General features: G+C 34.8%; 23 protein-coding genes, 1 tRNA gene and 1 pseudogene. 14 read left to right on the top strand and 11 right to left on the bottom strand.

The window, feature by feature from the left end:
• From Q3V31_RS05040 to odhA, 4 genes are all read right to left on the bottom strand, one after another.
• The gene (locus Q3V31_RS05040) at window positions 1-1,950 is read right to left on the bottom strand and encodes a TOMM precursor leader peptide-binding protein (protein WP_329762602.1); all 1,950 of its coding nucleotides are present in this window, start codon (window positions 1,948-1,950) and stop codon (window positions 1-3) included.
• Window positions 1,947-3,866, bottom strand: coding sequence for a putative thiazole-containing bacteriocin maturation protein (locus Q3V31_RS05035; RefSeq protein WP_071735069.1), 1,920 nt, complete (start codon window positions 3,864-3,866; stop codon window positions 1,947-1,949). Before Q3V31_RS05035 ends, Q3V31_RS05040 begins: the two co-directional genes overlap by 4 nt.
• A 125-nt stretch (window positions 3,867-3,991) precedes the next feature.
• Complete coding sequence (odhB, locus tag Q3V31_RS05030; protein ID WP_000569917.1) at window positions 3,992-5,251, bottom strand: 2-oxoglutarate dehydrogenase complex dihydrolipoyllysine-residue succinyltransferase; 1,260 nt, start codon at window positions 5,249-5,251, stop codon at window positions 3,992-3,994.
• Window positions 5,252-5,380: 129 nt separating this feature from the next.
• A complete protein-coding gene (gene odhA / locus Q3V31_RS05025) occupies window positions 5,381-8,248 on the bottom strand; it encodes a 2-oxoglutarate dehydrogenase E1 component (RefSeq protein WP_098425777.1) in 2,868 nt (955 codons plus the stop codon).
• Between the two features lie 825 nt (window positions 8,249-9,073).
• On the opposite strand from odhA, the gene Q3V31_RS05020 reads away from it, so the two are divergent.
• From Q3V31_RS05020 to Q3V31_RS04980, 9 genes and pseudogenes are all read left to right on the top strand, one after another.
• Window positions 9,074-9,289 carry a helix-turn-helix transcriptional regulator gene (locus Q3V31_RS05020; RefSeq protein WP_000428504.1) on the top strand — a complete coding sequence of 72 codons (216 nt, stop codon included), beginning with the start codon at window positions 9,074-9,076 and terminating at the stop codon, window positions 9,287-9,289.
• Complete coding sequence (locus Q3V31_RS05015; RefSeq protein ID WP_001109919.1) at window positions 9,286-9,663, top strand: hypothetical protein; 378 nt, start codon at window positions 9,286-9,288, stop codon at window positions 9,661-9,663. The genes Q3V31_RS05020 and Q3V31_RS05015 overlap by 4 nt, the downstream gene beginning before the upstream one ends.
• Window positions 9,664-9,691: 28 nt before the next feature.
• Complete coding sequence (locus Q3V31_RS05010; RefSeq protein ID WP_001178300.1) at window positions 9,692-9,874, top strand: DUF3976 domain-containing protein; 183 nt, start codon at window positions 9,692-9,694, stop codon at window positions 9,872-9,874.
• A gap of 134 nt (window positions 9,875-10,008) precedes the next feature.
• A pseudogene (locus tag Q3V31_RS05005) lies at window positions 10,009-10,371 on the top strand (hypothetical protein).
• 166 nt (window positions 10,372-10,537) lie between these two features.
• Window positions 10,538-11,236, top strand: coding sequence for a hypothetical protein (locus tag Q3V31_RS05000; RefSeq protein WP_000085179.1), 699 nt, complete (start codon window positions 10,538-10,540; stop codon window positions 11,234-11,236).
• Between the two features lie 189 nt (window positions 11,237-11,425).
• Window positions 11,426-11,911, top strand: coding sequence for a tyrosine-type recombinase/integrase (locus Q3V31_RS04995; protein ID WP_097871593.1), 486 nt, complete (start codon window positions 11,426-11,428; stop codon window positions 11,909-11,911).
• A 509-nt stretch (window positions 11,912-12,420) separates the two neighbouring features.
• Window positions 12,421-13,542, top strand: a complete 1,122-nt coding sequence (locus tag Q3V31_RS04990) for an HNH endonuclease (protein ID WP_329762599.1) — start codon at window positions 12,421-12,423, stop codon at window positions 13,540-13,542.
• A gap of 44 nt (window positions 13,543-13,586) precedes the next feature.
• The gene (locus Q3V31_RS04985) at window positions 13,587-14,333 is read left to right on the top strand and encodes a hypothetical protein (protein ID WP_329762598.1); all 747 of its coding nucleotides are present in this window, start codon (window positions 13,587-13,589) and stop codon (window positions 14,331-14,333) included.
• A 103-nt stretch (window positions 14,334-14,436) separates the two neighbouring features.
• Entirely contained in the window at window positions 14,437-14,670 is a 234-nt protein-coding gene (locus Q3V31_RS04980) for a helix-turn-helix domain-containing protein (protein ID WP_329762597.1), read from the top strand.
• On the opposite strand, the gene Q3V31_RS04975 is transcribed toward Q3V31_RS04980, so the two are convergent.
• Entirely contained in the window at window positions 14,667-14,951 is a 285-nt protein-coding gene (locus Q3V31_RS04975) for a chromosome segregation protein SMC (RefSeq protein WP_088107571.1), read from the bottom strand. The two genes, Q3V31_RS04980 and Q3V31_RS04975, sit on opposite strands and share 4 nt — an antisense overlap.
• A 262-nt stretch (window positions 14,952-15,213) precedes the next feature.
• Here Q3V31_RS04975 and Q3V31_RS04970 point away from each other — a divergent pair, with 262 nt between their 5' ends.
• The 3 genes from Q3V31_RS04970 to Q3V31_RS04960 all read left to right on the top strand — a co-directional run bounded on the left by Q3V31_RS04970 (window position 15,214) and on the right by Q3V31_RS04960 (window position 17,257).
• Window positions 15,214-15,423 carry a hypothetical protein gene (locus tag Q3V31_RS04970; RefSeq protein WP_088107572.1) on the top strand — a complete coding sequence of 70 codons (210 nt, stop codon included), beginning with the start codon at window positions 15,214-15,216 and terminating at the stop codon, window positions 15,421-15,423.
• Between the two features lie 862 nt (window positions 15,424-16,285).
• Window positions 16,286-16,534 (top strand): phage minor head protein, encoded by a 249-nt coding sequence (locus Q3V31_RS04965; RefSeq protein WP_283790186.1) that lies wholly within the window; start codon window positions 16,286-16,288, stop codon window positions 16,532-16,534.
• A 168-nt stretch (window positions 16,535-16,702) separates the two neighbouring features.
• Window positions 16,703-17,257, top strand: coding sequence for a recombinase family protein (locus tag Q3V31_RS04960; protein ID WP_329762595.1), 555 nt, complete (start codon window positions 16,703-16,705; stop codon window positions 17,255-17,257).
• Window positions 17,258-17,394: 137 nt separating this feature from the next.
• On the opposite strand, the gene Q3V31_RS04955 is transcribed toward Q3V31_RS04960, so the two are convergent.
• From Q3V31_RS04955 to Q3V31_RS04930, 6 genes are all read right to left on the bottom strand, one after another.
• A complete protein-coding gene (locus tag Q3V31_RS04955) occupies window positions 17,395-18,039 on the bottom strand; it encodes a hypothetical protein (RefSeq protein ID WP_329762594.1) in 645 nt (214 codons plus the stop codon).
• Between the two features lie 267 nt (window positions 18,040-18,306).
• On the bottom strand, window positions 18,307-18,543 hold the full coding sequence (locus Q3V31_RS04950) for a hypothetical protein (RefSeq protein ID WP_329762593.1): 237 nt from the start codon (window positions 18,541-18,543) through the stop codon (window positions 18,307-18,309).
• Window positions 18,544-18,899: 356 nt separating this feature from the next.
• Window positions 18,900-20,168 carry a hypothetical protein gene (locus Q3V31_RS04945; RefSeq protein ID WP_329762591.1) on the bottom strand — a complete coding sequence of 423 codons (1,269 nt, stop codon included), beginning with the start codon at window positions 20,166-20,168 and terminating at the stop codon, window positions 18,900-18,902.
• An 876-nt stretch (window positions 20,169-21,044) separates the two neighbouring features.
• Window positions 21,045-21,962: a tyrosine-type recombinase/integrase gene (locus Q3V31_RS04940; protein ID WP_225990160.1), complete on the bottom strand. Its 918-nt coding sequence runs from the start codon at window positions 21,960-21,962 to the stop codon at window positions 21,045-21,047.
• Between the two features lie 118 nt (window positions 21,963-22,080).
• A tRNA-Val gene (locus tag Q3V31_RS04935) sits at window positions 22,081-22,153 on the bottom strand.
• 193 nt (window positions 22,154-22,346) lie between these two features.
• Complete coding sequence (locus tag Q3V31_RS04930) at window positions 22,347-22,562, bottom strand: hypothetical protein (RefSeq protein ID WP_097871633.1); 216 nt, start codon at window positions 22,560-22,562, stop codon at window positions 22,347-22,349.
• 281 nt (window positions 22,563-22,843) lie between these two features.
• On the opposite strand from Q3V31_RS04930, the gene Q3V31_RS04925 reads away from it, so the two are divergent.
• Window positions 22,844-23,071 (top strand): hypothetical protein, encoded by a 228-nt coding sequence (locus Q3V31_RS04925; RefSeq protein WP_000251863.1) that lies wholly within the window; start codon window positions 22,844-22,846, stop codon window positions 23,069-23,071.
• Window positions 23,072-23,231: 160 nt separating this feature from the next.
• The gene (locus Q3V31_RS04920) at window positions 23,232-24,518 is read left to right on the top strand and encodes a D-alanyl-D-alanine carboxypeptidase family protein (protein ID WP_000247044.1); all 1,287 of its coding nucleotides are present in this window, start codon (window positions 23,232-23,234) and stop codon (window positions 24,516-24,518) included.
• Window positions 24,519-24,635: the final 117 nt, after the last annotated feature.

The following is a 24,635-nucleotide window of genomic DNA, read 5'->3' as shown; positions in this document are numbered from 1 at the left end:
TTATGGAAAAGGATGCGGATGTGGATTTAAACTTTCATTCGTTAAAGGCTCAGCACAATATCCAAGTGTCATCGGTACGGTATACACTCTATCTAATCCTGTAACCCGAGTGAGATGGTGACCGAACGTCATCGGTAACATGCCTGGAATTATTACTTTTACACAATGTAAGCCGTTCTTTTCTATAAGGGGAACGGTTTGATCTACAACGATTACTTCAAGTCCGGATTGATGTAACCTGTTTAAAAGTTGATGAAGATCAGATGTTAAATCCATATCAAATGATTGTAATGCCCTCATTTCTTGAAACGTTTGCACCGGAGAATCTTCACGTAAAAGGAAGTGAAGACGTTCTTCTGCTTCTTTCAATCCGTACAGCATACTATGATCTTCCATTTGCGAAACAAGATATGGATCTTGTAAACAGTTTTCATATTTCTCTCTTTTTTGTTCAAGCTCTTCATCTGTTATAAGTAACATGCCAGCAATTTCGTGAATCGCACTTTTTAGAGCTCGGATGGGGTCTAAATGAGCGCCTCCCGCACAAACAACGTTCATTCCAGTGTCACGCGTATTTTTTGCAATGACCCATAAGCTCGGGATACCATGCTCCATCGTCGCGTTAAAAGCGTATAATTCATACCCCGTAATCGTGTGTAACCGTTGAATCATTAATTGTAATTCTGTATCATTTGCTGAATTAAGATCAAGACGGGGAAGAGGTAATTCTGTATACCAAGTGAGTAAAAAGGCGTCACGCTCTACAATTTCTAAAATGCCGTGAAAAATTGCTTCTTCTAAACTACCACCAATTGCACATCCATTTGATGTTTCATATACGAAAGCATCTCGATGACCGAGGCTATAATAAGCGATTGATTCTGGAACTAAAAGGGGCCTGTTTTGTGATAAAGAATATCCCCATACCCAGTTTTGCTCATAATCAGGATCAAATGGTTTAAACGGAAAACTATCACGGTTGTAATGTTCATTTGTATGTACACCGAGTGTGAGGGGATTCAGTGCATGATCCTCTAAATCATGAAAATTACCATGCACATTTGTCTTTTTCCCGCGAGGTGACATACCGCAATATCGTTCTAAACCTTCTAAAATAGCAGTTGCCTCACTCAGTGCAAATGAATGAGTTCGGCCTGCAACACCTTCATTTCCGAACAGTAACGGCATGTTTATAATGACGTCAGCAAATGGCAATAAAGAATGCTGCATTTTTCCATTCAAAATACCAGTCCGGTAATCTAAATAGTCTCTCGTTAAAAATGTGTTTAGCTCATGAATAGAACGACAGCGATACGCTTCATTACTTGTTTTTAAGCTCGGTTGTAAAGAAATCTCTGCCGCATCCGCAGTATCATCAGGTAAATTACTACATACCGGACAGAGAGGATCTGGAAGGAACGAATGCCGCATACATTGCAGAGTTTGTAAGTTTAGTAAAATGAGTTCATTTTCTAAAGAAGAATGTCCGTGAGCTAATATTTTCTCCGTTTCAGCATGAATGAGCTGGCACATTTGTAACATACCATTTTGAGTAGCGCGTACATCACGCCTCGTCTCGTTATCCGCTTTTAACGCATATTTCCGCTGTAGTTCCCACATTTCTTTTTGATCAAATCCAGCGATAAAGCGTCGTCCATCGGCACAATGGGTACATCCCGTTGCAAGAGGGTCAATGTAAGGACCGATAACGCCTTCACCAAATGAAGTAAATGCACGAAGCCACGGAATATGGTTCGAACGAAATGTCAGCTCAGCATCATGATGAATAGTAGAAGGAGAGCCGTCATGTAATACGAGAGCGAGGTGAATATTTTCAGGCATTTCGTCTGTAATTGTATGTTGGCGAATGATGGAATATTGTTTGCATAATTGATCATGTACATAGTCTGCAAGTAGGCCATCTCCTGTAAGTAATATATTTTGAATCATAGACCGTCCTCCTTTGCAATTAATACCCCGTATACACCGTCTAAGTTGTCTCTTAAAAATGATTCAATAGCTAAATCAAAAACGAATGGATAAAAATTATTTTCTGCTAAATTTTGTAAGGCAACTTGTAAAGACTGTACGCCTGGAATCTCTTCCTCTTCTTGTATTGCTACTCTAACAGAATCCGTACTATATAAAACAACGGATGATTCCGGCAAAATATTAGCTTTATAAGGAATCTCTTCATTTTGAATATGAAGGAGTGCTTGTTGCAGAGCGTTTCTTAACGCCAATGTTATATTAATATTTGCCGCACCGTACCATCTATCATTTATGCCGATCCAAATGACAGGAAAACCGAGTAACTCCTCACTCATTCCCACTTTAGGTATCTCATGAATTGTAGAGAGAGCATCATAGTAAAACCTACAATGTTTATCATGAATTTCGGTTAAATCAAGCTCTGTAACTTCTTCTAGCATATGTGATTGGCGTTCACACAACTTATTATTTAAATGTTTTTGCAGTGCACGGTATACACCTTCTGTCATCGTTTCCCCAGCACCAATACCGATATCAGTATGTTCGGGGATAAGACGATGAATCATTTCAGCTACATACGTTTCAACTCCTGTTAAACCAGCTTCGCGGCGTGCTTCATTATGAGTTAAACCACCACAAGTTATAGTAGGAAGGGGAGAGGTAGGTCCGTCTGATAATGGATTTGCAACTTGAATATAGCATTGTGATAAAGGTAATTGGTGCAAATCTTGTTCATCCCACATGTGGAATATGCCAGCTTCTTTAGAAGTTAATGTATCAAAAAAACGAAAAAGTTCAGTTGAAGTATATTGTCCAGAACGATGGGCAAGGTTTTCTTGAAGATTTTGCACTGTATCAATTGTAAAGGTTTCATCGGTTGCGAGAAGATGCTTTATAAAAGGGTGCCACTTTCCTTCAAGTGTTTCAAAGTTTAATAAAAAGAATTGAGGATTATGCTGCCGGTGTAAATCGTCAGCGACATGTTTAAACAATTCAAAAACGATAACATTTGCTAACATTGCAGATGGGATTGGTGAGAAAGGCTCTGGCGGATTTTCATTTTGTAAAGTAGTTTCGTGTAGACGATGCCATGCGGATTCCCAGCATTCTTCACGATCTGCTATTACGACAGGACCAGCTAAACCGACTCTTGATAAGCAAACAGCTGGTATGAAATTTTTTCCCTCATCTCTACAAATAGCATGTATTGCTCTTAAACTTTCAATATCTCCATTTTGAGAAACGTATAAAATCCAGTCGAAAGGCTCGAATACTTCATGTAAAGGACGATCCGTTGTCGTATCTATTTCTTGAATAAATACATTGTCATCAAGTTCATGTGCACGTTCTACTAGCTCATGAATTCGAGCGTAATTTGTTTCCGCATAATCTGTGACAAGATAATGAAATTTAGGTAATCCGGATTCTAGTAAAGAAGAAACTAAGGAAGTAAGCATATCCCCAGAACCAATTATAAGGACATTTGCCGCACGGTACGTCTCGAATTTTAAAGCACCTGAATGAGAATCGGCTTCTAAAAATTCAATTTGAGAAGCGTACCTGTCGAGTAACGCACTGTTTAATTCATGAGGAGCATCTTGACTTACATCACGGACGAAACCATTTTCATATAAAATCTCTCCAATTTCAAATACACGATTTTGATAGGGGAGAGGGAGACCATCGGTTATTTCTGTCAAAGAATGATTACCGTTAAACATAGGCATTAATTTCTCAATCCAGTCATAAATTCCATCACCATCCATACGGAATGAACTGGAGTTATTTCGAAAGTAAACACCCCCGTTTGAATCGGGGAGGAAGAAAGTATCCTTATTTGCTTTAAGTTTTGCATGAACTGGAAGGTTATTCATGTTTATCCCCCTTACGCTTTAGGCATACATTATTAGCTTATGTCATGTAATTTGTCCCGTATGAACACAATAAGAAAAGGCTGTAGAATGATTCATTCTACAGCCTTTAATAGATTAATAATCTATCAACCTTCTAATAATAATGATTTTGGATCTTCAAGCATATCTTTAACAGCAACAAGGAAGCTAACTGCTTCTTTACCATCAACAATACGGTGATCGTAAGATAGTGCAAGGTACATCATCGGACGGTTTTCCATACGCTCGTTATCAATCGCAACTGGGCGTACTTGGATTTTATGCATTCCTAGAATACCTACTTGTGGGCTATTTAGGATTGGTGTAGACATTAGAGAACCGAATACACCACCGTTTGTAATTGTAAATGTACCACCTTGTAGCTCTTTTAATGAAAGTTTGTTATCACGTGCTTTTAGACCTAAATTACGAATCTCGCTTTCAATTTCAGCGAAGTTCAATTGGTTAGCATCACGTACAACTGGAACAACTAATCCATCTGGAGCTGCTACTGCAATACCGATATCATAGAATTTTTTAATGATAAGCTCATCGCCTTGAATTTCAGCATTTAATAATGGGAATTGTTTTAATGCTGCAACAACTGCTTTTGTGAAGAATGACATGAAGCCAAGACGCACATCATGTTTTTTCTCGAAAGCATCTTTGCGTTCTTTACGTAATTCCATGATCGCACTCATATCAACTTCGTTAAATGTTGTTAACATTGCAGAAGTTTGTTGAACTTCTACAAGACGTTTTGCAATTGTTTGACGGCGGCGGGACATTTTCACACGCTCAACTGGTTTTTCGAATTCAGTTTTTGCAACTGGAGCAGGAGCTGGACTTTTTGGAGCAGCTGGTGCTTCTGTTGGTGCTGCAGCATGAGCTTGTACATCATGTGGTCTCACACGTCCAAGTGGATCTGTGCTGCGTACATCGTTTAAGTCGATTCCTAATTCACGAGCCATTTTGCGAGCAGCTGGTGATGCGATAGGACGATTTGTATTTGGTAAACCTTGCAACGCTTTATTTTGTTCAGCACTTGGAGCTTCTGCTTTCGGTGCTTCAGTAGTTTCTTGTTTTGGTTGCTCAGCCAATGGTGCAGGTGTACTTACTGCAACTGGTGCTCCGTTTGCATCTAAAATTGCGATAGTTGCGCCAACTTCAACTGTATCCCCAGGTTCGCCTAGTAACTTCGATACAATACCTGAATCTTCTGCAATGATTTCTACATTGACTTTGTCAGTCTCAAGCTCAACAACGCTGCCACCTTTCTCAACTTTGTCGCCTACGTTGATAAGCCATTGTGAGATAGTTCCTTCGGTAATAGATTCTGCAAGCTCAGGTACTTTAATTTCGATCATTTTAAATGTCCTCCCCTTATTTGCCTAACGGTGTGTTTTGTCTTCTTTAATCTTCGGTAATCTCCATTTGTTAGCTCGACTTGGGCAGATACTCTGCCCAAGTCGAGCCGGAAAAACTCATTGTTATTTTCAGTTGCTGAAAACTTCAATTTCTTGTTTATCTTGACGGAAGTTGTACTTCACATCTAAAGCGTGTGCAACAATTAGTTCTTGCTCAGCTTTGTGAGCGAATGGATCGCCACCAGATGGGCTAGAACGATCCGGGCGTCCAATGTAACCTGTTTTCACTTTATCTCCAGCTAGTTCGAACAGAATTGGAGCCATGTAATGCCATGCGCCCATATTACGAGGTTCTTCTTGAACCCAAATAATTTCTTCTAAGTTTTTAAAGCGTTTAATAATAGATTGAACTTTTTCAGCAGGGAATGGATACAACTGTTCAATACGAACAACATGAACTTCATCTAAGTTGTACTCATGTTTTCCAGACTCAATTTCTGCAGCTAAGTCAATCGCCATTTTACCTGTACTTAAAACAAGACGTTTTACTTTATTTGGTTTTGTACCAAGGTTTTCTTGTTCTAAAGCAGGTTGGAAACGTCCTTCGCTTAACTGACTAGCAGTTGAAAGCGTAAGTGGATGACGTAATAAACTCTTTGGCGTCATAAGCACTAACGGTCGAACAGCTTCTGTTCCTAAGATAGATGCTTGACGACGTAAAATATGGAAGTATTGTGCCGCGCTCGTTAAGTTTGCAACTGTCCAGTTGTTCTCAGCAGCTAATTGTAAGAAACGCTCTGGACGTGCACTAGAGTGTTCTGGCCCTTGACCTTCATAACCGTGTGGTAATAGAAGAACTAAACCAGATTTTTGACCCCATTTTGCTCTTCCTGCTGAAACATATTGATCAAATAATGCCTGCGCAGTATTTGAGAAGTCACCATATTGAGCTTCCCACATAACAAGAGTTTCTGGAGCAAATACGTTATAACCATATTCATAACCAACAACAGCAGCCTCTGATAATGGACTGTTATGAACAGAGAATGATGCGTTAATGTTCGGTAAACGGTGTAATGGTGAATATGTTTCGTTTGTATCAGTATCGTGTAATACGATATGACGGTGCGCGAATGTACCACGCTGTGAATCTTGACCAGTTAAACGAATTGGCGTACCTTCTTGCAAAATAGAAGCGAATGCTAACGATTCAGCAAGTGCCCATTCAATTTTACCGTTCTCTTCAAGAGCATCTTTACGGCGCTCAAGAATTTTCTTCACTTTTGGATATACGTTAAAGCCTTCAGGCCAAGATAATAGTCCTTCATTAATTGCACGAAGTGAGTCAATTGAAATACCAGTGTCAATCGGTTGAATTCCTTTTGCAACAACCTCTGGAACTTTAACGTGAATTGTTGCAGCGCTCGTATCAGCTGGTGGCACTTGTGCGTATTCAGCCTTTAATTCCTCTTGTATAAACTGAGTAATTGTTTCAACCTCATCTGCATTCAGAACGCCAGCAGATTGTAATTGATCTGCATAAATTGCTCTTACAGTTGGGTGATTTTTAATTTTTTTGTACACTTGTGGTTGCGTAACTGCTGGATCATCCATTTCGTTATGACCATATCGGCGGTAACCGATTAAATCGATTAAGAAGTCTTTTTTGAACAACGTACGATATTGGATCGCAAGGTTAGCAGCAGCAAGACAAGCTTCCGGATCATCAGCGTTTACGTGAACAATCGGAATATCGAAACCTTTTGCAAGGTCGCTTGAATATTTAGTAGAACGAGAATCATAGCTATCAGTCGTAAAGCCGACTGCATTATTAGCGATAACATGAATCGTTCCGCCAGTTTGGTATGCATTTAATCTGCTTAAGTTGAGTGTTTCAGACACAACACCTTGACCAGGGAATGCAGCATCACCATGAACTAAAATTACGAATGATTTTGAAGTATCTTGTTCTGGAAGACCAGATTTTTTACGATTCTCTTGAGCTGCACGTGCGAAACCTTCAACAACAGGGTTAACGAACTCAAGATGACTCGGGTTATTTGCTAATGTAACGCGAGTGCTAACTTCTTCATTACCAACGACTTGCTCTCTACCTAAATGGTATTTCACGTCGCCAGTCCAGCCAGCATTTGCAACTGCGCCTTCTATTTTTGCATGTTTGAACTCAGCAAACATGTGAGCATATGGTTTTTCTAGTACGTGAGCGAGTACGCTTAGACGACCACGGTGAGCCATACCAATCATGACATCTTCAACGCCGCCTTTAGCACCTTCTGAAACAATCTCATCTAGTACAGGTACAAGCATATCAACGCCCTCGATAGAGAAACGTTTTTGACCAACGAATGTTTTATGCAAGAATTGCTCGAAACCTTCAACAGCTGTTAAACGTTTTAAAAGAGCAGTTCGTTTTTTATTTGATAATGGTTGACGCAATGAATTTGATTCCACCATTTGATGCAACCACGCGCGTTCTTCACTATCTTGTATATGTGAGAATTCATAAGCTAAAGATTTTGTATAAACGTCTTTTAATCTATGAATTACATCAAATGCAGTGTGAATACCCTCTGGTGCATCTTGCCATACTGTTTTAGCTGGAATCGCTTTCAAATCAGCATCGCTCAGTTCGTTCATTGCTTTTTCAAGAAGAGATTGTCCATTTGCAGCATCTTCCATCGGATTGATGTGAGCTAACGTATGCCCGAAAGAACGAATCTGTTCAACAAGTTGAACGACTTTAAGAATTTTTTCAATGTTCCCTGTGTTTTGAGGAGAAAAATGTGTTGCTGTGTTGTCCCCTGTTACGACATCATCTTGAAACGAAGGAGCTCCAAAAATTTCAAAAAGCTCTTGTAATTCCGGATCAACAGAACCTGCTCCAGTTACGTAAAGATCATACTGTTCAATAACATAACCAAGGTTCGGACCATGGAACTTGGCCCAAGGGTTTGTCGTTGTATTCTTCCTCGTCATTTGTTTAAACCTCCCAATGCATATAATCCTTTTCCTATACAAAAGGTGCATTTTGCTCTTTTTCAATAATTGATGAACTAATAATTAATGTAAATGTTATCTTTACTCTTATGTTATTACAATAATTTACATAATACCAAACACTATTACTTATCTGTTTTGTAAAAAAACATTCACAATAACTTATCACCCAAGTTAATCTTTCATGTTATAAAGTAATTTTACAGAAAAATGGGGTGGATATATTTGGTATACCTACATTAATGACTATAATTGTTGCATTTAAATATAAGTAAAATTGTTAGAATGTTTCGATAAAGATTAGTTTGAATTATGTATATTGAAATAATAAGCGCTTTCATTGATATTATACAACAATATAACGGAATATAGTATAAAAAATAAAAAATTATGAATTTAGCGTAAACTTTATTTCGATAGTGTTAAATATCGAAAGGAAAATGAAGGATTTCTACAAAAAAAGTGGCTAAACATAAAAAATGCTTCATAAACCGTTAGTTTCTATAAATATGGCGAAAAACAACGTAAAAACAATAGCGCATTTCATCTAATAAGGAGAAGAATGAAATAGTTTAAAAGGATAAAACAAATATGGAGATATTAAATTTTCACAAAAATGGGGAGGAGATATAGTAACGGATATATACATTGTTCCATGTTTCATTTCAAAATAGACATGATTCAATTGAAAAAGTTTCTTCTATATAAATAGAATGCAAAATAATCTAAGTGAATGTAAAGGGACCTTGACGTAAAGCTTCCTTTACATATATACTCGATATAAGGGAGGAGGGAGAAATTTCCTTGGAAAATAAAATGGTCGAATACCGAAAAAAATTTGGACTATCTCAAGAAAAATTGGCTGAGAAACTTGGGGTTTCCAGACAAACCATCATTTCAATTGAAAAAGGGAAATATGATCCATCACTTCCATTAGCATTTGAAATAGCGAAAACATTTCAAACAACGATAGAACATGTATTTATTTATGAAGCAAAAGAAGAGGGGGAGAAAGGATGAATTATTCACAAAAGTACTTTGTTATTATGGGAATTATCTTTTTAATTATGAGTGGATTTATGATACTAGCAGGTATAATGACCCATTCAGCACCGCCAATTCCAACTTATACCGTGCTTGCAATGATGATTATGTGTTTCTGCTTAAGCTACTTGCACCCGCAATTTAAAGAAAAAGATGAGCGAATGAAACTCATTCGTTATAAAGGGATGTTCTTCAGCTTTTTTGCGCTAACAGCATATTATCTTCTTTTCTCTATTGGTTTGAACTTCAAAGTAATTACACTATCTGCGGTTGAATTATTGAATATACTTATGGCACTCACGATGAGTACTGTTTTTATCTCATTTGTTGTTTTATCGAAAAGATATTAAGATGGAAGAGAGAAAGGAAGATTAACATATGCAAATGATGTATGCTTTTGGCATTGGGCTGGTATTATTTTTAGCCGTATTCTTATTTATTCGTAAAGACGTTCAAGGCGGGACGTTAACGAAAAGAGGATTTTATAAAATGATCGGCTGTCTAGTTGTTATGTTTATAGCGATTATCGTAATGATCGTTTTAATAAATCAGTCACTTTAGAATTTAAAAATGGAACCTTACTTTTGTAAGGTTTTTCTTTTTGGGGATAAAACTAAAAATTACCATAAAATCCATTTACTATCTATTCTGTATATTATATAATCCAATAAAATGATAGGTAAGGAGAATAGTGTATGAATAAAAAAGCTATCTTCTTTATAGCAGTATGTCTACTACTTATAGCTAGTATTACTTACATAATATGTAACAAACGAGAACAAGTGCCACCTATGTTAGTATGAGAGGGCCAGGAATACTACGTTACGAATGAACCTGTCAAAGCAGAAGAAGTCGGGCAAAAGCTTGGCGAAGTGACAAAGAAAATTGAAACAAGCAAACAACCTACTAAAAATAGCGAATCCAACATATTACAAGAAAAAACAGAAGTATTTGAAATGATTTTAGAAGAAGAGGATGAAAGGCGTCCCATACTCGTAAAAGAACCTAATAGTGAAGAATATAGAGTAGCAAGGCCGATGTTAAAACAAGTACTTTAATAAAAGGAGTCAATCAAGTAGAGGGCTTGTTGGAGAAAATATAAAACATTTAGTACTTATCATGAAAGGAGAAAAATGGTTTGATTGAACTTAAACTCTATAGTAATTATACATTTACAACATAAAATCTTTATATTAAAATATAATAAGTGAAGGAGGGAGAGTAATGAGTCAATATTGGTATGATAATTTCAAGGGTAATCCTGATTTGTACTCGGGATATTGTCGTAAGTTATGTCGTTCTTTAGGTCTTAGTGATTTTTACATAGTTAAAGTTTTGTATTTTGCTAATCTTATTCATGTCGCCACTTCGAAGTATGATGATGTTCTTTTTCACAGTGGAATTAGGTTTCCCTCAGAAACATTTACTTGGAAGCTTAGAGAAGCTAATTCTAAGGAGGAAAACTTTGATGTTGAAGCTTTCTTAGAATATGCAAGCGACCTAGTTGATGAATATGTACGAATTGATCCTGCTGATTTAAGACCGAGTTTATTAGTTTTACACAAACATGTCCAATCTTCTTCAAAATTCGAGTTATTTGTTATAAATGGGGATATCTTTTCTTTTATAGATGAAAATTCTCATCTACCAGGTTTATTTGTCATAACACATGAAGATGAATATCTTTTTGTATCTGAGATCGGTGCTGACCCTGCAGATGTTATAGATGAAGTTGTAGAATTGAAGAAGACATATAGGACTTTTGATTTACATATTATCGTTACTGAAACAAAATCAGATGCAAAACTATATGCAATGTATTTAGCTTTAAAATACTTGAGTACAGCTGATTTAAATATTACGTTAGATGTTCCGGAATACAGTAAAAGTTTGAAATGCCATTTTGAAAACCAAGTGATATGAGTAGTGTTATATTTTGTTTGGAAGGCCTTGCTGGGATGCGGGGTCTTATTTTGTGTTAATTAGAGGAACTAAAATAGTATATCTGAGTTTAATTATATAAGTTAAATATCACACCTTGAGGTTCATAAGATTATTGAAATTGTATATCATTTTAAGTAAAGTAGTTAGCTAACCGTAGATACGTTAGAAGTGAAGGTGTTTAATTTGGAGAATAAACGTGGATTGATAAAAAGCATAGAACAACTCCAATTAGAAATCCAAGAACAAGTGAATATAGTGGAAGAGTCTTATGTTATTAATGAGTTGAAAAACATGGTGGAAACGCTTGGTGAAGCAAAAAGTCAGTTGGAAGTAGAAAAGTATAAAGTAGTGTTCATTGGTGAGAAATACCAAGACAATGACTTGGTGATGTGTACTCCTTCTGGAACGCCAATTAATCCTGCTAATGTGAGACGAAGTCTAAACGCTTTGATTAAGAAAGCGGTTGTGCCAAAGATTCGGTTTCATGATTTACGTCACACACATGCAACTTTGCCATTGGCGAAAGGCGTAAATGTGAAGGTGATTTCTGAACGATTAGGATATAGTAAAATCAAAATCACATTGGATATTTACTCACATGTGTTGCCAATGATGCAAGAAGATGCGGTAAACAAAATAGAAGAGATTTTGTAGGGAACGTGACCACTGATGTTTTTGAGGATAAGTTTAAATAAATAAAAAACCGCATCAAACGTTAATTTAATACGGTTTTTGACTGTATGACCCCGGAGAGGCTCGAACTCACGACCTCCACCCTGTCAAGGTTTGGAAGTTAGGGTCTTATGTATATCAATTATGTTTATTACGTTTTTAACGAAAAACCACTTCACATGAATTATTTACTAATTTCATTATAAAAGGGTCATTTACTGTTGTAAAGTGGCTAAACCTTCAATGTCATTTGTTATATATATTTTTTTATATGTTTTAATTATTATGTGAGACTATTAAGCGATAACTACGTAATTAAACGTATTCGACTTTACTTCATATCTAAACACCAGCGAGACTTAAAACAAAAATCACATATGAAATTCAACTTGTAAAAGCATTTTAGTAATTTATGGTACTATAGTTTTACATAGTATTTTAAGGATAGTAAAAATAAATGCTTAAGTAAGAAGACTTAAGGGGGAAACATAATGGTACTAAGACAACCTATTGCGGTTAATAGGATAGAAAAACCAGTAATTATATTTAAAAACGGATCAGAATTAAAAGAGTTCCCTTCGATTCAAACAGCCTCAAAATGGTTGAAAGAGTATTCAGGTTATAAATACATACCATATAAACAAGTAGAAAGTGGAATATTCTTTGGTGAAACTTGGTCATATAATGGAGATACTTATGTTTTTACTACTGATGAAAATGTTAGATTAGCTAAATTAGAAGAGTTGGATATTGAAACAGAAAACAAAAATAAAAATAAAAATAAAATTGAACCTACAGGTTTTTGGACATTTATTTGTAATCCAAGGAGATGGGCTATTGATGACTTCTTAATGTCAGGTGAAACCTTCGATACATTCTCTGTTAGGGATAGTGATAGAGATTCTTTTGCAATAGGTGATTTAGGTATAGTTAGAGTGGGGAAAGATAATAGGACTATAAAACAGCTTAACGGTAAACAAAAACTTGATTCTGGTATTTATGCAATTGTTGAAGTGATAGGTAAACCAAAGCTAATGGCTGCTGATAAAAAAGGGTATTGGTATGAAGAAAGTGATAGGCAGAAAACTAGATATAGAGTCCCAATAAAATATATACATAACCTTCATGAGGAACCCATTCTTTTAGATAAACTGAACGAATTAAATGTTACATATGATAAATATTTAATTGGTGGATTTGAAGGGTCAACCATTCCATTAAATAAAGCAACATATGATGATATAATAAACATTCTTGACAATATGTATACAACGCAAGAGATAACAAATTCAACAATATTAAAAGAAGGGGCTACCAAGCAAATTTCTGTAAATGTATATGAACGTAATCCTGTAGCTAGAAGGAAATGTATAGAACACTATGGGTGTAGCTGTGTAATTTGTGGTTTTATTTTTGAAAAGACATATGGTGAGTTAGGGAAGGACTTTATACATGTTCACCACCTTAAAGAATTACATACTATCGGTGAAGAATATGAAGTTGATCCTATTGTTGATTTAAGACCGGTATGCCCAAATTGCCATGCAATGTTACACAAAAGAAAGCCTGCTTACTCAATTGAAGAATTAAAAGGCTTTTTGACAATAAATTAACTAGTCTTAATCAGGAAATTTTTTATCTTTTAGGAAGTGATTTTTTGATGGTTAAAAAGGTTATAGGGAAATTTGTCGGCATTATTTTTATAGCTATGGGATACTTTCTTGTAAAAGAGTTATCATTTTCAGTTGATAATATCTTCAATATTATTTTACAAGGATGGTTAGGGTACTTTATAGCCTACATTGGTGTGGGTTTGTTGTTCTTTGGAATACTTGAAAAAAGTAAAGTACTTTCATTTATTTATAAAAAGGTTTTAGTTTTACCTGCCATTGGTTTTATTTATTTTCAATATATAATTACACCTATAATAACAGTAATTATCTTTTTAGGTATCTATTTTTTACCCTCCATGTGGATTCTGAAGCTAGGAGAAACACATGCTATTATTGAACAATATAGTCAAGGGATTATATACATTTTAAGTTTGTTATCAGTTCTCTTCTTTGCGTATCAGAGTAATTTAGTGATGAGATTTATTATTGATACTTTCAAAACTAAACTGTTTAGGAATTATCTTAATAGATATACAAACACAGCTTTCACAAGAATATTCACATACATCATGATGATAATTATTTATATTTCATATAACTTCCTTACTTTTTCAAAAATCAACCTGAATTTTATTCCCTCCGAAATGTTAAATGTTATCAAGGAAGTATTCGTTACTTTTGTAGCAATTGATACCTTATTGCAAATAATATTAACTAAGCAACAAGCAAAGACAGGAGAATCCGAACACAAAGAAAAAAAGGATAGCCCTATATCAGGAAGCATTAAATAAGAAGTATGGCGGTGCTGTCACAGTAAAAGAGAAGTTCATTAACCCTCGTGCTTCCCTTATTCATCATTGTAGTGAATGTCATAAAGAATGGTATGTACGTCCTATGTGGTTACTTACAAAAGAGAATCAAAAGCATGTTTGTGGATTAGACCCTGTTCGAATGAGTGAAGGTACAAGGAAGAAAAATAGAACATTAACAGAAATGGACAAGATTAAAATGTATGACATGGCTGAAAAAGGCATGAGTCAACCAAAGATCGCCACAACATTAGGGATTTCAAAATCAACTGTATCAAAATATCTAAAACAAATGGAGGAAAGCCGAGTTCTAATCTAATGAACTTGCTTTCCGTTTTTCTTTATCTGTTTTACTTCTTTAATTTCAGCCAATCCCTTGTGAATATCCGCAAACCCTTGTTCGAATGTAGCTTGTATCCCTTTATTTACACTCTTTAAATCGTCCAATTTACTTTCTACTGATTTTGAGGTTTCCCCATTTAAATTATCCATTTTACTGTCTGACCTATCTAAACTATCCTCTATACTAGCTAACTTAGTATCCATTTCTTTTAGCTTTTCTAGTATCTGTTTAGCTAGTTCCTTCTCATTTTCTGTCATTGCAGTTAGCCTCCTAAAATTTTTTTAGAACCCGTCGCAAAATTATTTTTTTAGAATGGGTTATTTGATTATAGCAAAAAATTTAAAGACATTCATTTTCTATAAAGCTGTACAGCGAATCGAGTAATATAATTACTTTTCTAGTTAAAAGTTACTTCTTAGCAACATTTGAAATATACCCAGTGGAAAATCAAAAAACAATGTAATAAAAGGATTTTTTCTTGTATTATCGAAATCTATATTTTAGAAAGGTGGTGAAAAAATGACATTAGAATCCCCTCAGCAAATGTTAATGAACACGTACAATTCAGCAATTACTTATTCTTTAGAATTACTTGAAGATGAGGATACACCTGAGGAACTACTTGTTTTAGTCAAAGAGTTTCTGCAACAAGCAGAACAAGTAAACAAAGTTGTGAATAATAGGGAAGCGGCTAGTTCCTTATTAAAAGAACTAAAAGTAATTGGATAACATAAACCTTCTAAGGTCTTTTTCTAATCGTGAAAGAGACCTTTTAAAAAACAAATACTATTTTTACCATCCGTTATTTTTAGAGAGACGAATAATCAGTCCCCGAAAAGTTCTTGAAAAAACTGGTGAATTTTTTTACAAGGTTCAACATGAACCGCTAAAGAAAAAAACATAACCACCCCTCTTACATATAACGCTGTACAGCAAAGAATTAGTACGTTAAACACTACCTTAATTGCCTCAGAATGCGAATCTCGGTGACTCATGTTACAAAAAGGTCTTGAAAAATCAGGTGTACAAGGTAAGTACCAGATACACTATAAGGAAAGGGTGCCTTCCCGTGGTATACCCCACTAGTATATCTATATAAAAAAATATAATGAGTGTCGCCAATCATCGTCGCGTCTCCCACCGCCTCGCCATAGTTCCTTCTTTTCATTCTTTCTTTTCTACTTCATTCGATTTCATTTTTGTCATTCTTGTTCTGATCTGTTCATTCCGTCCGTATCCTCGCGACTGTCATTGCGATTGTAGTTGCGGTTACTATTGCCAGTCCAGTGCCATGCACCCAGCATCGCACCTTACTACTATCACTATCCTACTGGTGTATGTAGCGGTGTAATGGTGATGAATAGTAGTATATATACCAGCCTATTACATGAGTCTTAGTAAAGGTTGGTTTTCAATCTTTACTTTTGATAGGTGACTTTTGATTGAGGGCTACCCCTTGTTATTGCGTTACAAAACAGCCTCTCTCATAAATGTTCACTAGTGATAATTTCCATAAAAAAACTGTGTATCACCAAAATTGAGTTTATAATAGTTTAAGAACATAAAAAATTGAAGAAGTGGGGGATTTGTAATGGCATACGATAAGTACAAAATGGCAAAGGACAAACTTGATAAAGCATTAAAAGGAAATTCAGCAGGTATCCTAATGTCATTTACGGTAAATACATTAGAAGATGAAAGAGTTCGTCCTAAATGTGCGGAATTTGAAGGCTATACCTCGAATGTTTCAAATGCTGTAATAGGTGTGAATCACCCACCTTTCGATGAAGATTGTCGTTGCTTTGCTACTTATCAAATTGAAGGCATACGAAAGAAATAAAATCACTAATAGAAGGACGTACCATTTTTATGGTATGTTTTTTTACTTCTTTAAGGTGTCATAACTCAATAGTATTGACACCGAAAATTCATTGCTGTATTATCAAGGTATCGAAAGGTGTCATAACTTAGTGTCATAAATGAACCATAGAAAAGGGAATAATACATAATGAAATACGGATACGCACGAGTAAGTACGGTGTCGCAAGAATTAGAGGTACAATTAACAGCATTAGAAAATGAGGGCTGTGACAAGATTTATTCTGAGAAGTTTACAGGAACTAAATCAGACAGACCCCAATTAAAAGAAGTTCTTTCAATCCTAAAAGAAGGTGATACATTAGTTGTCACTAAACTAGATAGACTAGCAAGAAACACTGTTGAGGGAATCGAGATCGTAAAAGGATTATTTTCTAAAGGTGTAAGAGTGCATGTTTTAAATGTGGGACTATTAGAAGATACGACAATGGGTAGGTTCTTCTTAACTACATTACTAGCAGTGGCAGAAATGGAAAGAAACTTAATTGTAGAACGTACCCAAGAAGGAAAAGCCATTGCTAAACAGCGTGACGACTTTAGAGAAGGTAGACCAAACAAATATAGTAAAAAACAGATAGGACACGCTTTGAAGCTGTTAGAAACTCATTCTTATAAAGAAGTGGAAAACATGACAGGCATTAGTAAAAGTACGCTAATAAGGGCAAAGAAAAAGGCTACACTGTAATAAGTGTCAGCCTCTTATTGTTGTACATAACTTTAATTGACTAAAGCGTAAAGTCCTATCCTTTCTAGCTTTTGTGCAAAAAAACATTTTAAGATTGCACAATTAAAGACAACAAGGAAGCATTATGTACTCAATTTTTATAGCGTTTTTTTATCTTTTAAAATATTAGCTATTTTAGTGACTTGAGGTTGGTGTTCGTCATCTAGCCTACTAGCGAATTTAGCAAAATTCGATACATCTGATAAAACATATGTAAGTTTATCAGATGTCTTTTCTAATGATCTTAATATTTTTCCTATACTTCCCTTACTTTTTGCATCTAAGTAAGCATGTCCCGCCTTTAAATAAAAAGTAAATGCGTTAGAGTAAACCCCATCATTAAAAGAAGTGTCACCCTTAAGAGACATAATGTCTCCTTCTAATTCTTTTAATTGTTCTTTATGATCTTCTAGATTAGACTCTAGATTAACACTTTTTCTTTCCAATTTAGATTCGAGAGATTTGCACCTTGCTTCCAATGAACCGAGTTTTGCAGCAACTAACGATTCTAAATTATTATTCAACTCTTGCGTTAAATTTGGTAAAGAATTTTCTTTTACATTTTTTAAAACTTGCATTTCAATTTTCTCAATTTCATCTTCTCTAAATTTTCTCATTGTAAAGTAATTTGCCGTTAAGAAAATAACAAGAATAGTTAATATACCTCCTATCGCAAATTGAAGCATATCCTTAAAATTCTTATTCTGTTCTACGAGAATTCCTATTAAATCCTTAATTTCCATATACAATCTTCCTTTCATATACATATTTCGGCAAAATATGCTAATTTACTGTATATAAAATAACATATTTATTACAATTTATAAATCAATAAGATTAGTTATAGCAGTAATTTAAAACCTGGGAATATCCCATCCGTTTAGTAATTGTGATTAACGAACTTTAAAAAGTCGTATGTATCAAGGGTTCGTAGAATTTAATAATCACAGTAAAGTACCTGATTTAAGGACATTCAAATTGTAATTATTAAAATACAAAAGGATAGGCGACTATACCCATCCTCGTCTTTTCTTATATTCTTGGTCAACTTCTTCTATACATTCCTTTGAACAAACCATACGCCCCACCAAATCACCACTATACTTGTAACAGTAGCACCAAGTGTAAAATCCACCCTCAGGTTCTTTAGGAACGTATATAACCGTGTTGTATTGCATACAGCGATAATACCAATGACCTTTGTATTTCTTTTTATATGGATTGAAAAAATAACGTTCTAGTTCCACACCATTTCCTCCTATTATTTATATCAAACAATGAAAATACTATTGATCTTATCATTCCTCTAATAACTATTTACTGTTTCACGTCCAATTGAATCCTATGACTCAATACATCACAATTATCTTCCATTCAATTACTCGTTTCTCTATACTCCGCTACGCTACGTATGTGGTCGTTCCACTCCCACACTATTTATGAATAATATAGAATATTATTTTTTTAACCGCACTAATCACATGGAGAGGGATAGTTTGTATCCCTCGGAGTGTGTATCGTGTATTTTTTTCTTTAAGGAAATGGTTTTAAAAGCTTGATATATCAGCGTTTGTAGAGTTATTTGCTAGTTTTTTTATGCAAATTAAATTTCATTATTTAAGTACATTTCTAATAATGTCCGCATTCTTTCAGAAGGAATATAAACATTGATAGATTCGTCATTGCGAATAGCACTTCTAAATAACCACTGGAGTAATTCTGATAGTGCAAATAAATCCTCATTTACTTTAATATCATGTGAATGGAAGAAGCGTTTAATCATTGGATTCATATACCTATTCGCTAAATAAATACAAGTATTAGCCGCTACATATTCATTTGTAGCCCTGGCATTTATAGGAACAAACCTTTTACTTAGTCCAATTGGTGTTAAAATCTTTTTATTATCTTTGAAAGTTGTCCAAATAACATGTTTTGTAGAACAGTTTATTTTGTGACGATAAAAGTTATAGCTATTCTTCTTGATCATATCTTTATAGTACTTATTTTTGAGATGGATGTTTAAATGACTTTTACTAAAAGCGTTATGTTTTTCACCTACTTTGTTTATATCTCGATTATCACTAGGAGAAGAATAATAAATGTTAATTAGTGATTTGAAACGCTGACGGTCTTCACCTTTTTTCCCCTTATATTCTGTTAGATAATAACCGAGTTTAGCATCGTACCCTACGGATTGATACGTAAACTTCATGTTAAATAAACGGTAATAGTAACACTGAATTTGCCCCTCGAACATATAAGTTAAAATAAATACCTCGCTGAACGCTTTAAATAGTTCGGTAGGGAATAGCCAATACATTTTACTTTTATCAAATAAAATTAAATTTCCCGCATTAGCTAAGTTTCTGATAGTTTGATAATTCCCTGAATCATATTCACCGTTATTCCATTTCACTTCACCTTTCGTTCCGATTGATACAATTGGAGTGCCTTTATCATCATTAGAATTCAATAGAATTTTAATATCATCTTTTGTCATGTTAATTTCATCAATGGTATCTAATACCTCATCTAAGATTAGTACATAGTTTTCCGCTTCAATTAGCTGAATAAGTTCCGAGTCACATCTTTTAAATAATGCATGAGTAGAAACAATATTCTCACCATTAGCAATTGCTTGTTTAAGTGAATCCAATTTGTTTCGTCTACCGTTCTGTTCTGGTTGAACAAAAGGCTTGGTTGTATATTCAATAATCCTTTTAATTTCTGTTAGATACGGTGTAATAAAGATAAACTTTGTTCCTGTTGGGCTTTCATTGATATATTGAATCGCCCAACTAGTTTTACCACTACCCATAATTGAATCAATGATGTTAATTTTTGTTTGTACTGAATGTTTTAATAACATATCTAAACTCCTTTTCCAGTATAGCCCTGTAAGATTTGTCTTACATACACTCACTTGCAGAAAAAGAATAAAATAGGACAAATAAATTTGATTAGTAGTAATTATTTTTCTATCAGTTATTAAACAGGTCACACAAATATATTATCTAGGGTCACTATCGCTACTTGTTAGTAGTGGTTGCTTTGTTCTACAACTATCCGTAGTTAGTGATAGTTAAAATGCTTTAAATCACTTGACTTTTGGTTTTGCTTTTCACTGAATTAACTAGATTTGCCTAGGAAACATGGACAAAAGAATGACTACCTTTATAACATTTTGAAAAAACAAAGTGCTATAAAAGTAGACGTTCTTTAATACTGAATTGAACTGAGTTTGCTGAGGCTTCCATCGTATCACCTTGTTTGAACGCTAGATTTTCATCTGCAACGAACTTTTAACATGTCATGCTTGTCCAACATGCTGAAAAAACTTAGGGAAGGAATTGTACTACTGACATAACCTGAATTACTCGTAACCTAATATAATCTTTCTTATTCGTTGCTACCTGTACCGTAGTACACCAAGCAACCAGCCGAACCGTTAATGGTCGTTCTCACCTAGACTTCTAACAACGTAAACAAGGAAACGTTATCTGTTAGGACGCTTAATTTTATGACATTGGCTTAGCTAACCTGTTCAAGTGTTTATCGTGGTGTTAGGTCATTCCCACGTTCGGAAATTGCTGTACACTAGCTAAAAAAGACAATAGGGAACTAGACCTCTTGCATTATATTTTTGAAAAATCTATAATGGAGGTGCTGAATGTACGGAATTTCCGTTATTTAGTTTTGAATTTGAATTTTGGTCACCTATTGCCGTAGGTGGCTTTTTTCCTATTTATATATCTATCGTATTTAAAGGATTAAACTTGTCGTTTTGTTCTTTTAAGTCATTTCCCCACATAGCTGCGTATCTTTCTGTTACTACTATGGACGAATGTCTCATTAACCTTTGAACCGCAAATGTACTCATTCCCGATTGGATACAGCGTTGACAGAATGTATGTCTAAATGTATGACTGGAAAGACGTACATCTTTAAAATTCATAATCTTAGCTAGACGTTTAAAGACGTTTTGTACTGCATTAGGAGTTAGTTGTTTATTAGTACGGTTTGAAAAAACGTATTCTGAAAGTCCTTTTTCTACAAAGATCTGTTCGCAAAATGTTTTGTATGTCGCTAACTCCATAATTACCTTATCGGCAACAGGAATAGATTCTCTTTTACGACTTTTCCCAAATACGGATAAAGTTTGATATTTGAAGTCAATATCAGTCCACTTTAGGGAACATAATTCAGATTGTCGCAACCCTGTACCAAGTAAAACAACGATAATGGAATAGTCACGATATGCGTAAAAGGTTTTTTCACGCTGTTTAATCCTTCTATAGTAGTTAAGCATTTGTTTAATGTGATAATCCGTAAATACATCAATACGTACATCTTCTCGTGCTTTCTGTATTTTCTTAGCAGGATTATTCTTAATGACTTCACATTCAATCATATAATTAAGAAAAGCACGAATACGTTGCAACTTAGAGTTTGTAGTGGTTGCGTTGTTTCCTTTCTTTTGATAATGCAAGATATATCGCTTCATAATACTTGTAGTAATATCCTCGACATTGATAACATCATGTTCTAAACAGAAATTTTCAAACTGTTTCAGAATATCCCGATAGCTTTGTAGCGTTTTCGGTGTAACATTCTTAAACTCTCTATCGTCCAAAAAATCAAGGACAGCAAATTTTAACAACAAAAAACCACCCCGCATTTTTTTGCGAAGTGGTTTTCGTTTAGTCGTACCGGTTTGGTAATGACCATAACATTTTTAATTGTTAAGAAACGTACTCAAACCCTTGATATAACTAACTGTATGACCCCGGAGAGGTTCGAACTCACGACCTCCACCCTGTCAAGGTGGCGCTCTCCCTGCTGAGCTACGGGATCTTTAAAAATGCTTATGTAGTAGCATCTTTAATCATTATGCTAAAGCAATTATATATAATTAACTGAAATTTTACAATATTTTTATAGTAAGTTTTTAAAGATGGAGCATGTGCAAGTATACTAGTAGTGGATAAAGGGAGAATTAATAAGGAGAGAACTGAATAGAAAGTAGGTTTTGAATGTAGCGGTTATACTATTTTCGATATTTATCTAAAGGATTTTCGTCACTTAGATCAACAAGTAAAGGACATAAGAATAGCAAAGGTAAAGCGGCGTTAGCATGATGAAAGGTATCATTAGACATATATTGTCTTCCGAAACAATACGGACAATTTTTTTCAAATGCTATGAGAAGTGACCATACATCTTTTACTTTCCACTTCGTTTTACAATACGTGCAACGCGCCATGGAGTTCCTCCTCATTTTCAGTTTTTTCTAGTATATTCTATTTTATTGTACTAAAGTCATTTGTATTTGAAGTGATAAAATGTAAGTTGTTTTGTTTTTTATATGGATGTATTATGCAATTTATGATCAAATGAATGTAGTGTGAGGGTTATATAATAAGAGATTTTCATTTTAAATATACAAATTGGCCAATATATCCTTTTTACAATTTTCAAGAAATCATGTATAAATGAAGTACAAGATATTTATAAATATTCAGGAGTAGAGGGAGAATTATTGTAATGGTAAGAAAAACGTTCAAGATGCGTGTGTCTAGAAATAGAACGATTTCGATTAATGGATCGATTCTTGATGTGGATGTGACGCATGATGAGTTTTTGCAAGAGTTTGTTGAGTGGGTCGATTCTAAAGGTTGGTCGTTTATGGGGATGACGGATGAGATTACAGCCGAGGAGGCTGGGCAAAAGTTAATAGATTCGTTGATTGATGAGAAGGATAAGAAAGAGTAATTCCTTCTTATTTTTTATTGTATATTTATGTTCTTCATCGTAAAGGTATGATATAGTAAAAAATAGTGAATATTCTTCCAATTTAATACAAATTTTACAAAGAGAAGATTGGTAGAGTTATTTTATAGAATGTGAAAGTAAAGGGAAAAGGGAGAGTCATATGGTAAATTTTAAGAAAATTTCGGTTTTTGTTACGGTTATTTGTTTATTTTTTTTGACGCCTATGACGTTATATGCTGAGACGAATATTGGGGTAAATCCGGAGCAAGTGGCACCGCCGCCTGCGGAAGGGCCGAATGTTTTTAGTCAGTTTGCGACTACGATTGATGCAAAAACAGGAGATGTGTTGTACGACAAAAATGCACATCATCGTGCGTTTCCTGCTAGTATGACAAAAGTGTTAACGGCGATTTTACTGATGGAGCATACGAAGCCAGAGGATCAATTTACGTTTTCACAATTAGCATTAGATCAAGAGAAGAGTAATTATCAAATTGAGTTTCAACCTGGTGAGACTATTAATAGAAATACCGCACTTATGATTTTAATGGTGCTGAGTGCAAATGATGTGTCGTATGCGATTGCGGAGCGTATTGGAGGAAGTGTTGAAAATTTCGCCAATATGATGAATGAAAAGGCGAAGCAATTAGGGGCTAAAGATAGCCATTTTGTAACGCCGAATGGATTGCATGATCCAAATCATTATACGACGCCGTATGATATGGCAATGATTACGAGAGGTGTACAAAAGTATCCCGAAATTTTACAAGCGATGAATACGAAAAGAACGACGGTTACGACATCTACACAAACAGTGTCTATTTTTAATAAGTCTACTTATTTTGAAAATCCATATAGCATGGGTGGTAAGACAGGATTTACGAATGAAGCGCGCAATACGCTCGTTTTATTAAATGAGAAGGATGGTAATCGTATTATAAATGTAGTAATGGCTTCTCAAAGACCTGAAATTTATGAAGATTTGAAGCAGATGGCGGAATATTCTTTTGGGCAATTTACGAAGCAAACTGTACTAGATAAACATAGTTGGCATCAAAAGACAACGTATTTAAATAAAGATGTTGATTCTGAGCTCGAAAAAAGTGCTGAGCTTATGTTAAAGAAAGATGAAGGGAAAAATGTAAAAACGGCTTTTCGGGTTAATTCAGTGGATAAAGAATCTTTGTACCAAAAAGGAATTCATCGCGGTGAAGTAGTTGGTGCGGTAGATATTATAAAAAATAATCAAACGATTGCGACTATAAATGTTCTTTCAAAAGAAGATGTTACTTTTGCAATGCCTAAAAAAGATACAGTTGAACCTGAAGTAAAGGAATCAAATGTGAAAGTGATAAGTGTTGGGATAGGTGCGATTGTATTATTTGGAGCGATTTTATATGTAGTGCTGCGCCGAAATAACCAAGGCATGAAATCAGAAGAGAAGTAAATAGCTAATATGGAGACTGTGATGAGATTTTGTCACGGTCTTTTTTGCGTTAATATACCTCTTGAAGATAACTAATAATTGTAAATTTTCTTATTGCATTCCTCTACTGTTCGTTAT

It is taken from the genome of Bacillus nitratireducens (assembly GCF_036320425.1).
GTDB lineage: Bacteria > Bacillota > Bacilli > Bacillales > Bacillaceae_G > Bacillus_A > Bacillus_A nitratireducens.
The sequence above is the reverse complement of the archived record's forward strand: the minus strand, read 5'-3'. Positions and strand labels throughout refer to the sequence as shown.

Excerpts from the sequence above, each read along its gene's own strand:
- odhB (WP_000569917.1), bottom strand. The coding sequence starts at position 5,251 with ATGATCGAAATTAAAGTACCTGAGCTTGCAGAATCTATTACCGAAGGA.
- Q3V31_RS04930 (WP_097871633.1), bottom strand. The coding sequence starts at position 22,562 with ATGGCGCGTTGCACGTATTGTAAAACGAAGTGGAAAGTAAAAGATGTA.
- Q3V31_RS05035 (WP_071735069.1), bottom strand. The coding sequence starts at position 3,866 with ATGAATAACCTTCCAGTTCATGCAAAACTTAAAGCAAATAAGGATACT.
- Q3V31_RS04945 (WP_329762591.1), bottom strand. The coding sequence starts at position 20,168 with ATGTTATTAAAACATTCAGTACAAACAAAAATTAACATCATTGATTCA.
- Q3V31_RS04965 (WP_283790186.1), top strand. The coding sequence starts at position 16,286 with ATGGCATACGATAAGTACAAAATGGCAAAGGACAAACTTGATAAAGCA.
- Q3V31_RS04990 (WP_329762599.1), top strand. The coding sequence starts at position 12,421 with ATGGTACTAAGACAACCTATTGCGGTTAATAGGATAGAAAAACCAGTA.
- Q3V31_RS05000 (WP_000085179.1), top strand. The coding sequence starts at position 10,538 with ATGAGTCAATATTGGTATGATAATTTCAAGGGTAATCCTGATTTGTAC.
- Q3V31_RS04955 (WP_329762594.1), bottom strand. The coding sequence starts at position 18,039 with ATGGAAATTAAGGATTTAATAGGAATTCTCGTAGAACAGAATAAGAAT.
- odhA (WP_098425777.1), bottom strand. The coding sequence starts at position 8,248 with ATGACGAGGAAGAATACAACGACAAACCCTTGGGCCAAGTTCCATGGT.
- Q3V31_RS04925 (WP_000251863.1), top strand. The coding sequence starts at position 22,844 with ATGGTAAGAAAAACGTTCAAGATGCGTGTGTCTAGAAATAGAACGATT.
- Q3V31_RS04980 (WP_329762597.1), top strand. The coding sequence starts at position 14,437 with ATGTGGTTACTTACAAAAGAGAATCAAAAGCATGTTTGTGGATTAGAC.
- Q3V31_RS04975 (WP_088107571.1), bottom strand. The coding sequence starts at position 14,951 with ATGACAGAAAATGAGAAGGAACTAGCTAAACAGATACTAGAAAAGCTA.
- Q3V31_RS05015 (WP_001109919.1), top strand. The coding sequence starts at position 9,286 with ATGAATTATTCACAAAAGTACTTTGTTATTATGGGAATTATCTTTTTA.
- Q3V31_RS04920 (WP_000247044.1), top strand. The coding sequence starts at position 23,232 with ATGGTAAATTTTAAGAAAATTTCGGTTTTTGTTACGGTTATTTGTTTA.
- Q3V31_RS05040 (WP_329762602.1), bottom strand. The coding sequence starts at position 1,950 with ATGATTCAAAATATATTACTTACAGGAGATGGCCTACTTGCAGACTAT.
- Q3V31_RS04970 (WP_088107572.1), top strand. The coding sequence starts at position 15,214 with ATGACATTAGAATCCCCTCAGCAAATGTTAATGAACACGTACAATTCA.
- Q3V31_RS04960 (WP_329762595.1), top strand. The coding sequence starts at position 16,703 with ATGAAATACGGATACGCACGAGTAAGTACGGTGTCGCAAGAATTAGAG.
- Q3V31_RS05010 (WP_001178300.1), top strand. The coding sequence starts at position 9,692 with ATGCAAATGATGTATGCTTTTGGCATTGGGCTGGTATTATTTTTAGCC.